The organism is Indolivaga alginatilytica (assembly GCF_003201355.1).
GTDB classification, from domain to species: domain Bacteria; phylum Bacteroidota; class Bacteroidia; order Bacteroidales; family Dysgonomonadaceae; genus Dysgonomonas_A; species Dysgonomonas_A alginatilytica.
The window spans coordinates 67,502-82,394 of the sequence record NZ_QICL01000006.1 but is presented as its reverse complement, the minus strand read 5'-3'; the positions used below and the strand labels follow the sequence as shown (position 1 = coordinate 82,394).

Below are 14,893 nucleotides of genomic sequence, written 5' to 3'. Positions count from 1 at the left end.
GAAGCATAGAAAATAAGACTTTATGATTATTTATAGGGCTTCATAAACCTCTGCTTCTACAATACGCAGCTGTCCTTTAGCATCTAAAGCATTGGGGTCTTTGTACAAATCGAGTTCTTTTGTACCTGTTACTTCAACAATTCCGCCAAAAGCATCTTCATCGGTGCTTTGTCCTATAAGCTGGATTTTCACGAAACGTCCTTTTGTCGGTTTTATTGGAATTGAAATATATCCTAAGCTTTTCTCGGTATCACCTTTATATACTTCAACATCATCTACGGTTATAATTACAGGATAACTGCGCATTCTCCAACCGGTGAGTTTCAGCTCTATTTCCGAGATGGTTGCATCACGTTCCAACTCGTATTTTATCCAGCCGGTACGTACGTTTCCGTCGTTAGTCCATTCCGAAAGCTCGTTATCATCGTAGCTTAAGTTGGCTTTGTCTTCGTTGCTTCCTGCGGTGGCAGCTACAATCTCAATACTCTGGCGGGTTGGGATAAATGATGACCCAACAGGAGTTTGTCCTCTTTCCGTATAAGATGGCTGGTGTTCGCCACTGATATATTCTGCAAGCCCATCTTTTTGTTTAAAAGGAACAGATTCGAAAGAAACAGTAGTCGGCTTCAGACCTTTTGCCGATGCAGTCAATGTAACCCTTCCCGTGTTATTAGTAGATCGGATTAATACGCGATTCACGCCCGATTCAAGAGGCAGTTCCTTTGATAAAATATAGTTGTCTTTTCCCTGAGCAATACCACCTCTCCATTCGGCAGGTCCCGAAAGAGTAAACGATGCCAATACTTCGGATGCAGGGCAGCGATTCCCTTCTTTATCAACAGTTTCAACCTCAATCAATGCCAGATCTGCGCCATCTGCTTTAAAACCATCAGGGGCATTCATTACTTTCATCTTCAAGGCAAAAGGCTCTCCTGCTGTTTGTATCTCACTTCGGCTTAGCTCTGTTTTGTTATTGCTGTAACTGATTGCTTCGATCTTTCCTTCCTGCCATTTTATATCTTTGAAGGTAAACAGAAACTGAGAACTTCTTTCTCCCATTCCCTTAGATTGTCCGTTGATAAATAGTTCGACTTGATCTCCTGAGGAGACAACGAAAACATCTTTTACGGTTTGAGGGGTATAATTCCAATGCCCTACAATATGCGTACGATGATTCTCAATATCAACCCATCCGTCCCACATAACCCGATGGGCATAAAAAGCATCTTTGGGTATACGCATAGCATCTACTTCGCCACTGCGTCTATAATTTTCAGCTCCGCGATAATGTGTATTAGAGTCCGAAAATATAATATTAGTTCCACCCGAGCTTACTCGCCTACCCGTTCCGGGGCGTACTCTAAAATAATCGAACCAACGGATAACTGCTTCTTTTGCAAACGAATCCTGATTGCGATTATAATCGCTTGCATCCTTGCCTTTATGCAAAGGTCCGTCTCCGTCTTTATGATAAGGAGGAGAAAATTCGTCCCAATATTTACGCAATGCCTCGTCTCTCGAATATTCGGTTGCCCACATCGGTATCCGTCCGCTTTTATTTATATATAGCATCTCGCCTCCATACTCGGCAATTTTACTATCCAACATCTCACGCGAACCGATAGCACGACCACCATAAGGATCGTAAAGATCTCTTACAGCCTTCATTTCTGCCATATGATCTTCGCTGATAGACTCATTTCCTGATTCATAGAAAAGAATACTCGGGTTATTCCGATTGTAAATAATAGCATCACGCATCAACTCTACTCGCTGTTCCCACTGTCTGCCATTAACGTCTTTTTCGGCATCTCCAGCAGGCATGGCTTGTATAAGTCCCACTCTGTCAAACGATTCTACATCTTGTTTCCAAGGCGTTACATGCATCCACCGAACGAGATTACCGTTTCCTTCAACAATCATCCGATTACTGAAATCGCTTAGCCACGCGGGAACAGACATACCTACCGAAGGCCATTCGTTACTGGTACGTTGTGCATAACCTTTCATTTGCAGAATACGATCGTTCAGCTCAACCATTCCATTACGAAAGGCTGTTTTCCGAAAACCTGTTCTTGTTTTTACCACATCTACGGGAATATTATCTACATAGAGAATGGTATATACATCGTACAGATAGCCATAACCCCAACTCCAGAACTGAAGATCATCAACAAAACTATTCACAGCCAAAGTCTTTGTTTCTCCTGCTTTTAGATCAACGGGCAAAGATTTAATCTTTTTTATCACATCACCACCCATGTTTTCTATTTGCATCTCCAGACTAACCGTTTTGGCTACTGAATGTTCATTCTTAACTTCCGATTCTGCAAATATGAGCGCATTCTTTTTCGTGATATTTATTTCACGTGCATAAATGTATGTACCTGTAGTTTTGAGGTTACTGTAAAGCGGCAAAGTCTGATATACTTTGTCTGTAATATGCAGAAATACATTTTTGGGTATACCTCCGTAATTGGCATTGAAATTTATATTATTCCACTGATAGGTAGTACCCGAAGCACGCTCGGCATACTTCCACGAATTATCAATTCGTACAGCCAGAACATTTTCTTTATTTCCGAAAACAACATCATCGCTAATGTCTATTCCAAAAGCCATTACACCGTTTTCGTGAATAGCTATCTGCTTTCCATTCAGATAAAAGTCACCTCCAAAGCGAATACCTTCGAACTCCAGAAAAACCTTCTTTCCTTTATCATTGGGCGATAGTTTAAAATGCTTCCGATACCATACAATATTGGTTGTATGATCTTCGATCGGCACTTTAAAGGCATCATCTTCATTAAAAGCTCGGGGTAGTGTTATTTTTGTCCAGGAAGCATCGTCGAAGTCTGCTTTAGCAGCACCTGCCACATCTCCCGCTTTAAGAACCCACTGAGAATTAAAATTATACCTTACCCGCTGATTCCCTTTAGTTAAAGGGATAGCAAAGCTACTCGTTAGTGACAAAATGAGCAGCACAATACAGGCTTTACAGCGAAAAAAATTTATGCGTTGTTTCATAGCCGGTTTTAATTAGATTTAGTTACCATCAAAAGTATTTCCATAAAGCCGAATAAAACATGGAATTTTGTCCATTCAACTATATAATTTGACACTATTAATATCTATGTCATTTTTTATTTTAATTTTGAATAAGAAACCCTGATCTAAATGCGTGCATAATGAATACCAAAATCACCCTATCTATAACTTTGCTTATTTTCTTCATTTGCAACTTTGCAAATGCCAAGAACAGAGAACTCCATTTTTCCCAGATAACCACCAAGGACGGACTATCTCAAAATACGGTAAGAGATATTTTACAGGACAGAAGAGGTTTTATCTGGGCTGGAACGGTAGACGGGCTCAACAGATACGACGGTTATCAGATTGTGACCTATAAACCTCAGATAGGAAACCCTAAATCGTTAATAGATCATCGGATAAAAAACCTATTTGAAGACCAAAACGGATATTTGTGGATAAAAACTTATAAGAATGTATTCTGTTGTTACAATCCCGAAACAGAATCGTTTATTGATTACCAAGAAAACATATCCGACAAGACTCCAAGATATTATACAAACTATCATGAAACCAAAAACGGCGAAATATGGCTTTGGGGGAACACCAACGGATGTCTGCGTATAAAGAAAGGTAAACAAGGTCTCACATCAAAAGCTTTTTTAGCGGATATTCCTTCTAATAATAAAAGGAATGGACGATTTCTTTTTGAAGACTCTAAAGGTATAATATGGTATGGAGGCGAATCGGGTCTACACAGAATAGAGGGAGACAAAACCGAAAGCTTTTTTAATAGAGATACTACCTATCATATATCGCAAGCTGTGGAGCTGAACAGTAAAATATATTTTTCGACAGAGCAAGCAGGTATATTGATCTATGATATAAAAAGAAAAGCATTCGAGCCTGTTACAACCATTCAAATACCGTCTGTTCTTACGGATATGGCAAAAACCAGAATAGACCAATTGCTTGTAGTAACAAAAGCATCGGGAGTTAAGCTCTTTAATATCAGAAACAGCGAATATACTACTCCCGAGTGGGCTAAAGATCCCGATTTGAGAGGGAATATACAACTTATCACAGATAAAAAACAAAACGTATGGATATTTAACCACACGGGATATATGTGGCATTATAATATACAGAACAGTGAGGTGAATAAGCTTCAACTCATCCCTAAGAATATTATAAATATTATAGACGAAGAGAGATACAACATCTTTATTGATTCGAAAGATATAGTATGGATCACCACCTACGGCAATGGATTATTCTCTTATGACCCTAAAAGCAAATACCTTCAGAATTATAAATATACATCAGGAGAAAATAGTTTAAGCTCCGATTACCTTCTATCTATCACCGAAGACAAATTTGGCAACCTATGGTTAGGTAGCGAATATGCAGGTATTATAAAAGCCGTAAAACCCAATTACGATATACAATACATAAGACCCGAGAATAAAATATCCATTGGCAAGAACAACAGTGTAAAAACGATCTTTGAAGACTCAAATAACAATATCTGGGTAGGAACTAAGAACGGGAGTCTTTATGTTTACGATCACAGCATAAAATCGATCAAGCAGATTTACGAAGATTTGAATCCGTATACAATGACGGAAGACAAAAAGGGTAGAATGTGGGTAGGAACAAAGGGCAATGGCTTATATCTATTTGATACTAAAACATTCAAGCAAATAGCGCATTACAAGAACGATGCAGCTAACCCGAATAGTCTGAGTAACAATTCGATATTCAGTTTATTACTCGATAACGATGATCGTCTTTGGGTAGGATCATTCGGCGGAGGAATCAATCTGCTTCAAGAAAACACAGATGCATCGCCTTTTATCCAATTATTTAATCAGGAAGGAAACAGACGTTATATACGTTGTATATATCAGGATAGTAAAGGATTGATATGGGTTGGAACCAGCGATGGTATCATTAAATTCGAGCCGGAGAAGATTATAAATAATCCTCTTGAATTTACAGCCTATAAATTGAATCTGCAAAAGGCAAATACATTAAGCAGTAATGACGTAAAAACAATATATGAAGATGAAAACGGACAGATATGGATAGGTACTGCCGGTGGTGGACTCAATAAATATCTGGGAGATACGGATCAGGGGGGAAGCTTTGAGGCATTTACAACCATCAACGGTTTGTCGGGTGATATAGTTTCAGGTATTCTGGAGGATAACAATAATCAATTATGGATCAGCAGCGAAAACGGAATCTCAAAATTCGACAAGCAATATAATTCATTTACCAATTATCATTTTTCAGAAAACACATACGGAAATCATTTCAACGAAAATGCCAATCTTAAATGTTTAGACGGAAATATGCTTTGGGGAAGCCTCGACGGGCTACTTATATTTAATCCGAGAAGCTTTGTGGCAGAGCAGAACACTCCACCCGTTACTTTCACAAACTTCTTTTTATATGATCAGAAAGCAGAAATCGGAAGCTCTGGTTCGCCTCTTCAAAAGTCAATTTCATTCTCAGATAAAATAGATTTGAGCTACAAGCAAAATACATTTACAATACAATTTGCGTCACTCACGCTAGGTTCTCCCGAGAAGAATTTATATTCTTATATGCTCGAAAACTACGACAAAAAATGGAGTACACCCAAACACGACAATAGTGCAACTTATAAAAACCTACCTGCGGGAAAATATATATTCAAGGTAAGAGGAGCAAATAGCGACGGGGTATGGAGTGATAAAATTACTCAGATAGAAATAGAGGTTACCCCTCCTTTCTGGAAATCGACATACGCATACATCCTATACAGTTTATTGCTGATCTGTGCCTTGTATTTTGCTTTCCGCTTAATCTATAAATTCGGGAAACTGAATAATGCAGTTCAAGTAGAAAAGCAACTTACCAATCACAAATTGCGTTTCTTTACTAATATATCGCATGAGTTCAGAACTCCGCTCACTCTTATTCAAGGAGCTATGGAAAACATGAACGAACAATCAAATATTCCCGATAATATAAAGAAACAACTTAATATTCTGGGTAGAAACTCAAATACATTAAGTAGACTTATAGATCAGTTACTTGAGTTTAGAAAACTTCAAAACAATGTTTTAACTCTCGATCTGGAAGAGATAGACATGATAGAATTCATTCAGGAAATATATTCGGGCTTCCAAGAGATTGCCGAACGGAAAAACATTACCTATACTTTTACTAGCCAACCGGATTCTTTGAGGATGTATATAGATCGCCGTAAGGTCGATAAAATAATATATAATCTACTATCCAATGCTTTCAAATTTACACCCAAAGATGGAGAAATAGAAATAACTATAAACATCAATCCTAAAAACGAAACTTGCATTATTTCAGTTAAAGACAATGGTATAGGCATTGATAAAGAAAAACAGCATCTCTTGTTCAGTAGATTCATGCAAATCAATTTTTCTTCGTCCGGTACAGGAATAGGATTATCTCTTGTAAAAGAATTTGTGGAATCACATAAAGGAAAAATATGGTACGAGAATAACACGAACGGAGGATCAATCTTTCATGTTGAATTATCAGCATCTAAAGAGGTATACGAAGGAGAGAATTTTATAAATATGTCCTTACCCGATATTATTAATGAGAATATCAGCACAATTTCGCCCATAGAGCAAATAACCCATATTTTACCCGAAATAAGTGAATCGACTCTTGCCAATTACAAAATGCTGATCATTGATGATAATGATGATATACGTGACTTTCTGATTGATGAGTTTAGCAGGTATTTCATGGTAGATTCGGCTGAGAATGGAAAACAAGGACTTCAAAAAGCAATTGAAACAAATCCCGATTTGATTATTTGTGATGTTATGATGCCCGAAATGGATGGCTTTGAAGTTACACGCCTACTAAAGCACGAGTTTCAGACTTGTCATATCCCTATTATATTATTAACAGCTCATTCTTCTATCGAGCATCAATTGGAGGGTATCGAAAGCGGTGCAGATGCCTATATAATGAAACCGTTCAGCATTAAATACCTCACAACCAGAGTTTTTAAACTGATAGAACAACGCGAACAGTTAAAGAAAAGATTCTCAAACGAATATGTACTGGATGGTAATCTGATTACGGCAACAGATAAGGACAAAGAATTTTTCGAACTTATCGACCGTATTTTAGAGCAAAACATCTCGAATAGTGAGTTTTCTGTGGATCGTTTTGCAGAACTATCTAAACTTCGGAGAACTATTTTCTACAAGAAAGTTAAAGGTATTACGGGATTCTCACCCAATGAACTGATAAAAATAAAAAGGCTGAAAAGAGCTGCTGAGATGTTACTAACAGGAGAATTTACTGTGTCGGAAATATCGTATAAAGTAGGATTCGAAGATCCGTTTTATTTTAGTAAATGTTTCAAGGCTCAATACAATTGTTCACCATCGAAATACGGTCAACCAAAAGAAGAGCCTAAATCAGTAGACTAGATACTATTGTCAGTATCTATTCTACATGTATCTTATAATTTACAACTCCTGCTCCATTATAGTAATCGGTGAAGGTGAAAGACGTAGGAACAATAACAGCCTTTACTGCTTGATTTTTTAATTGGTTAGCAACTTCTATCAAATTTCCTTTTATTACTTTAAATTCTCCAACTGAAACCAAATAAAGGTAATAAGCATCCATTTGTTTTGCTTTTGTTATCTCATCATTATTTAATTGTTCATTCTTATTTAGTTTCAATTTTATAGAGTTCACTGTTTCTCTATCAAAATCCGACTCCACCAATAGTAATGTATTGTTTGTATAATTAATTTCCGAAATATAATTCGGATTTAGAGGTGTAAATTCGTCTTTGTTCAATTCGTTTTTTAGTAGAGAAGGGTATGGAAAATCCATAATTGTATTGAATTTAATATTGGATATCCGATATATTAATCCATATTCATGTTTCATCGATTCTTCTTTATAGGTTTTTCCGTTTAATAACTCTTCCAACGAAATTCCAAGCCTTGAAAGACCGATGCAATGTAAATGGCGACGAGAATAATAATATTCTCCATATGAATCTGGCATAGATAAATTAGCATTAGAAGAAAATTTATCTATACCTTCTTTTTCTATTTTTTGATAAGTTTCATAGGTAGGCATATAATTTTCTTCTATCGTAAAGTTTGTAATACTTCCTATAGTTATCGTCATCGGATTATATATATATCCCTTTATTGCATCTAATTTAGGATAATTAGTCAGATTGCCGGCAAATAGGCTTCCCGGAAATATCAATTCTTTATTTGAAGCATTAATAAATAGTTCATCTGTTTCGAATTCCAAATCAAAAGGTTCAGTCTCAGAATAAGTTCCACTTACGAGTTTTCCATCAGCAAATCCCAACCAGGGCAAGGTGTATTCGGGCTTAGGCTTAGCTTCCTGATAGATATGTATTGCTATTTTTTCATATTTTGTCTGAAAGATTAATTCAAACTCACGGGTCTCACTTTGATTATTTGCCTGAGTAACAATAATAACATCCGTATCTTCTTGTGTTCCTTTTTGTTTACTGACAGTCAACCACTCCGGAACATTCTCAATTTCCCAAGAAGTATTTGTTCTTAGCCCTATCGTGTCTTTTCCTTCCTTATGGTCGAAACTGATTTCCTTTTGAGATAGTTGTATAAACTCGGACTGTATACTATCTTCTTTTCCGTCACAAGAGGACAATAAAAAGAGAAGCAAAGAAAAAATCAAGAAGTTGTTTTTCATATTTTCACAGATAGATAGTGGTTTGCAACTAAGAATAAACCCATTAATTGCAATAGATTATTCAAAGATAAAAAAAGTAATGAAATACTATAAAGCTATTAGCTTACCCTATAAAGAATAAGATAATCTTACTTTTTATCCGCTTTAAGATATTTACTCAATCCATATAAATTTATATCTCTGATTCCGTCAGCTACAAAAGAAGCTACCTGCATCGCACCTTTCTCCATCATGTGGGTATCATCTTTCAGCCCATCGGGTTTCGCATGATCTACACCTGCTTCTACCCAACGATAATAAGGAGTAGAAGCAGAATCGCCTAGCATAGTTATAAAATCACGAGTCTTTAAGTTGATATCAATCAGGGGAACGGCTTGCTCTCCAGCCACTTTTCGCGTAATAGCGGGGTAACCTTTCAGACGGTCATCGACCAAATTACCATCTTTAAAAGTGCGCATAACAACCGAGGTTAATAATACGGGATAGGCATCTTTAACCCTCACATCATGAATAAATTTCAACAGGTTATTTTCGTAATCTTCATATGAAGCATGTCTTTCGGGACGAGTCGAGGCGTCATTATGCCCGAATTGGATAAATACATAATCCCCAGCTTTTACTTCCGACAGTAGTCGATCCCAACGCCCTTCGCTGATAAAAGTCTTTGTGCTTCTTCCTCCCATCGCATGATTGATTACCTGCACATCATCTGTCAAGTATTTTTCGAGCATCTGCCCCCATCCTTTTATCAGTCCGTCTTTTTCCTCTTTATAGCTTTGAGCCGTAGAATCTCCTGCAATAAAAATTCTTATTTTAGGTTCTGAGGATGTGAAACTGCATAGCAAAATGAAAAGAGCAACTAAGGCTAATTTATTTTTCATATTTATATTTTTGTAGATACAGCCCTATCTGTCTATGCCCTACGAGTGAGCTAGGTTCACAAAAAGGTCTGAGATCTTTATTCTTTCCAAACAGATACGCCAGCCGTTGGTATTTCTTTTCCTCCTATAATATATTGTACATTCCCGGCAAGAGGCAAACTCAATGTTTTATCTGCATAGTTAACGGCTATACCAAAACCATCGCGATATTCGATATGCAACCCCGCAGGCAAATCAAGAATCGGAATATTCAATTGTAAATATAGTTTTTTCAATACATCCTTTTCCAATTCTCCTTTCTGAGAATCTACACCAACATAGGTTACTGTACCTTTTCCCAAACGATGGTGTATGATAGAAGAACTACCCTCGTAAAAATCGCCCTGATAAGTAGCCCATGTTTCGGTTCCGGCATCAGGTTTTAAGATTTCTCCCCAACTCGTCCAGCTATACGGTTTTCCGCCAAAGATTACATTATCGGGCGTAGTGGGTTGTAAAAGATCATAGAATTCTATCTGACCGCCAATCAACGGATATATAAGTTCTCCAAACTTAGCTTCAAAAAGTTGTCCGTTGCGAGTTTTATGTCCCGATCGGGCGGTAAGAATAAGGTTTCCACCTTGCTCCGCATACGTTTTCCATCGTTGTACTAATTCGGGATCAATCATTTCGTAAGCAGGGGCAACAATCACATTGTATTTAGACAAATCGGCTCTTTCGTCAATAAAATCGACAGGTGCACCAAAGTTTTTCAAAGCATCGTAATACTTATCTATATGTTTTTCGGTATCCCATTCCGTTGTTTGTTTGTTGCGTTCCATCTCCCATGTATTCTCATGATTATAGAGTATTGCTGTTCTTCTTTTTTCGTAAGCTTCGGGATTCTTAGCATCCGCCCTGTATTCTTTCCGAAGGCTTGCTATTTCTTTGATAAACACAGAATATTCCAGCCCACTCGGAGTTGGTGTTACGCCATCAGAACCCACAATACCGTAATGATACAACTCTGTGCCATAAATGGGTTGGCGATACCGGTAGGTGCAAGCAAACTTACTACCTCCTGCAAACACATGCCATAGCCACAAACGAACAGCTCCCGGAAGTGGCTGTGAATTTATTTTACCCCAGTTGACCTGCCCCGGTTGAAGTTCCATTATACCATAAACCCCATCAATCGGGCGGAAAAAATCATTGGCTTTGGCAATACGCTCCACAGGCCCTAAACGATAGCCTTTGCGACCGATTCCGTAGTTTTCTCCAAATACCATATAACGGGTATAAGAATGAAAATCCAACTCATTACTTTTGCGTAAATGACCGTCTTCATATAAAGGGATATAATTCGTTGTCACCCATTGAGTAGGAATACTGTATTTTCGGATTGTTTTTGTCTGATCATCCAAAAATGTAGCCATTTCCTCTGTTGTGAATCTATTATAGTCTAAAATCTGATGCGTATTCATAAACATTTGAGAAGTCTGAGGAATATTTATCTCCGAAAAATCAGAATATACCTGACTCCAGAAGTTAGTTCCCCAAGCCTTATTCAAAGCAGCGATAGTAGAATATCTGTTTTTCAGCCACGCGCGGAATCTTTTATGAGCGTCCTCTCCATAATCAGCAACGGGACGGGGTTCGTTATCCAACTGCCAACCCATAATACGCTTATCGTTGCCGTAATGTTGAGCCAGCTTATCGATCATTTTCAACGAATATTCACGGTAAAATGTATTCGACGGCGATGGGTGCTGACGTGCTCCATGATCCATTTTCGTACCATCTTCACGTGTAATCAATACATCGGGATATTTTCGAACCAACCATACAGGCGGTGTAGCCGTTGAAGTACACATGATTACTTTCAATCCATTTTTATCGGCTAAATCAACCGCTCTATCTAACCAAGCAAAATCATAAACACCCTCTTGTGGCTCAAGTTGCGCCCATGCAAATTCTGCATAATGTACAAAATCGAATCCGAGAGCCTTTATTTGTTTTAAGTCCCTCTCCCATTGGCTTTCGTCCCAATGCTCAGGATAATAATATGTACCGACAATTGTCAAATCTTTCGGATTGAAAAACCGATCGGCTTTCTGGGCATTAAGTCCCAAGGCTACGGCTGTTAATAGTAGTCCTGCAAGAAGTCTTTTTCTCATGTTCTTTATTTTAAGGTCATGGTATATTTTTACAGAGGCGAATAATTATTCGCCCCTACGTTCTATTGTATTATATTTTTCAACTCATCCGGAGCATCTTGTGTATGTGTATTGATACGTTCCCCTTCCAATTTTGTCAAGTCCTCTATAACTGATAATTTCACATCTGACTCAGGATAGAAAAATCCAGAAGTCATGTATTTAATTATCGCATAATATAGTTGACGGGCAACGGCACGTTTATCCAAATCCGTTTGAATATCGGCACTGCAAACAATTATTTTGCCTTTACCTACATTTGCTTCGAATAGCATACCCAGTTTACGGTTGATAAACCAAGTATCAATAGGTTGTACGATAGGTTGAAAATCGGCAGGAAAACTATTCATTTCCATTGCCTGAGCTTTATTTATCAGCTCCCACCATTGCAGACCTGTATAAAAATCAGTCGGGAAGTTCTTAAATATAGGATGATTATCACGTATCAATGTTCCAACAGTATGCGGCGGACGCATTTTAAACCACGAGGTATTCCAAAAAGCAGGTGTCATATATTGTATTACATCTTTGCCCTGTTCCACTTTTCCGGCGAGTAAGAGCAATACTTTTCCACCATTGCTCAATATATCCTTTGCTTTGCCATCTATTGCCGAAGTTACATAAACGTCCGAAGTATTCACTTCGGGTAAAGTAGCAGGATATACCCAGAAATCCCAATTATTAGTAATATCTGAACATGGAATACTAACTTCAAGATTTAATTTAGTAGCCTTATCAATAGCATTTAAGGGAAAAGAAACAGTGCCTAAAGCTTGACAGTTTCCGATTGCTATATCTTTGGCTGATAACTGTCCTTTTTGAATAACTTTTCCGTAATTATCTTTGATATTCCAATCAACAGAGGTTTGTTTTAATGCTTTTTCACCGAAATGGGAAACCTCGATATGAGCCTGCATAGTTTCGTTATTCTCGTATACAAACTTATCCATTCGGGAAAGTAAAACGGTAGGGGCACAAAACTCACGGAATTCTCGACCATTGATGTATCCTTTATCTTCCCAGAAAGCATTGAGAACCCCCACCAGAGCAGTTCCTTGTCCCGAGTAATCATTCAGACTGAGTAATTGAAACCCTGCATAATTAGGGGTACGCAATGTTTTTTCTATTTCATATTTATATGCTAAAGCTTGTAGTTTTCCCGATGCTCTGAGAAATGCGGCCGATAAATCTCCCATATTACGGTCTTTCAAATCCTGACGGAACAATTCGAAATTACGGGCACGCATCACACCTGTATATCTGTCGATCTCGGTAAAATCAGGGAATACACACCATTGACCTGTTTCGTGTGACACATAGGGCTGTCTAACGGTATCGATACGAGCTTTATAATCAGAGTTAGATTCGGGTCGTTCGTCTGACCATGTTAAACCTCTAGCTCCTGCTTTTACATGAAACTGATTGCGAGGCTGCCATGCCCAACCATTACCTACAGAGGCACCTGTATAAACGCGTCGCGAATCGGTTTCTTTCCAGTAGTCCACAAATTTACTTACCCATGCTACCCAACGTCCACGAGGTTCGTTACCAATAGCGAACATAGCAAAAGACGGATAGTTACCATATTGTTTAACAATGCGTTTGGCTTCTTCCCACAGGTAATCATCAACGGGGCGACCGTCTCCCAAAGACGAGCCGTGATTAGGCCATGTGGGTCCTTCGGGTTGCAAATAAAAACCTACTAAATCGGCAGCAATCATAGCCGCTTCGGGAGGACAAAATGAATGGAACCGCATATGATTCAGTCCATATTGGCGACAGATACGAAACACCCTTTCCCACGATGCGACATCCATAGGGGCATAACCTGTTAATGGAAAAACACAGTTTTCGACTGTTCCTCTCAACATGGTTTTACGACCGTTGATATAGAAATATTTATCTTGAATGGTAAACTCACGCATTCCGAATTGTACTTGCCGTACATCTTTACCCGACTTTGTTTGTAAAGTAGCAGTCAGTTTGTATAGATTAGGATGAAATTCGTCCCACAATTGCAGATCGTTACCCATCGGTAAATCAATGGATAGAGAGGTAGTCTTACCCTCAGGTCTGAAACTTTGCTTGACAGGTACTACAATATGGTGTTTATCTCCGTTAAAACTTTCAGCTTCAAGTAAAATTTCACCTGAAGTATTTCCTTCAACAGAAATAGTAACAACCGCCTTTTTAGCTTTCAGATCAGGGAAGATCTGAATATTATCGATATATGTTTGTGGTGTTGCTTGTAATTCCAAGCGCCCCACTACCCCATTCCAGTTTCCTTGTGTTTGATCAGTAATACTATGAGAGTCTTTTCCTACATTTATTTCCTTGGTTCGGTTATCAATCCGCAAACTGATAGTGTTCTTTCCTGTTTTAAGATAAGGTGTTACATCAAAAACATGTGGTACAGATAATGAGTTTTGCATACCGACTTCCTTGTCATTAATCCAAAGCATAGTTTCAGTATGCGGACGTTCCAAAAACAATGTAATACGTTCACCGTTCCACGAACTTGGAATAACCACATCTCGCTGATACCATGCCGCACCAACATAATACTTGAGAGGAGTCAGCCAGAAAGGCAGTTTTAAATTATCCTGCTTTCTGAATTTTTCTAATCTTGGATTGTAGAAAAACGAACTGTCATAGATACTTGCAGTCCAATCGGTATGAAGTGTAACTTCGTCTCCTTTTCGATTTTCGGTCATAGAGCCGGGCAATACTATTTCGTCTTTCAACATTCGGGAATACCAACGTTCTTTGAGACCATTATCTTGCGCATCTATATCGAATCGCCAAGTTCCTTGCAGATCGATTTTCTTCTCCTGTGAAAGGAGTGATAAGCTTAGCAAAAAGAATAAACTCGTAAAACAAATTCTAAAAAGGGGACTAGCCGAGTGCCTCATAATATTGTATCGTTTAATTTTACAGATTCAGGTAAAAACTACAATACAAATATATCAATCACACGTTGAGCTTACTATGTAAATTCATTCAAAAGCCTATACATTTTGACATTTT

General features: G+C 38.1%; 6 protein-coding genes. 1 reads left to right on the top strand and 5 read right to left on the bottom strand.

From position 1 onward, the window contains the following. Nucleotides 1-30: 30 nt before the first annotated feature. Nucleotides 31-3,027: a glycoside hydrolase family 2 protein gene (locus CLV62_RS06980; RefSeq protein ID WP_110310068.1), complete on the bottom strand. Its 2,997-nt coding sequence runs from the start codon at nt 3,025-3,027 to the stop codon at nt 31-33. A 161-nt stretch (nt 3,028-3,188) separates the two neighbouring features. Here CLV62_RS06980 and CLV62_RS06975 point away from each other — a divergent pair, with 161 nt between their 5' ends. Continuing rightward, nucleotides 3,189-7,511, top strand: coding sequence for a two-component regulator propeller domain-containing protein (locus CLV62_RS06975; RefSeq protein ID WP_110310067.1), 4,323 nt, complete (start codon nt 3,189-3,191; stop codon nt 7,509-7,511). Nucleotides 7,512-7,527: 16 nt separating this feature from the next. Here the strand turns inward: CLV62_RS06975 and CLV62_RS06970 are convergent, their stop codons facing one another. From CLV62_RS06970 to CLV62_RS06955, 4 genes are all read right to left on the bottom strand, one after another. Beyond that, nucleotides 7,528-8,790 (bottom strand): BACON domain-containing protein, encoded by a 1,263-nt coding sequence (locus CLV62_RS06970; protein WP_110310066.1) that lies wholly within the window; start codon nt 8,788-8,790, stop codon nt 7,528-7,530. A gap of 128 nt (nt 8,791-8,918) precedes the next feature. After that, on the bottom strand, nt 8,919-9,671 hold the full coding sequence (locus CLV62_RS06965; RefSeq protein ID WP_110310065.1) for a rhamnogalacturonan acetylesterase: 753 nt from the start codon (nt 9,669-9,671) through the stop codon (nt 8,919-8,921). 77 nt (nt 9,672-9,748) lie between these two features. Beyond that, nucleotides 9,749-11,827: a beta-galactosidase gene (locus tag CLV62_RS06960; protein WP_110310064.1), complete on the bottom strand. Its 2,079-nt coding sequence runs from the start codon at nt 11,825-11,827 to the stop codon at nt 9,749-9,751. Between the two features lie 62 nt (nt 11,828-11,889). Beyond that, nucleotides 11,890-14,778: an exo-beta-1,4-galactosidase gene (locus tag CLV62_RS06955; protein WP_110310063.1), complete on the bottom strand. Its 2,889-nt coding sequence runs from the start codon at nt 14,776-14,778 to the stop codon at nt 11,890-11,892. Nucleotides 14,779-14,893: the final 115 nt, after the last annotated feature.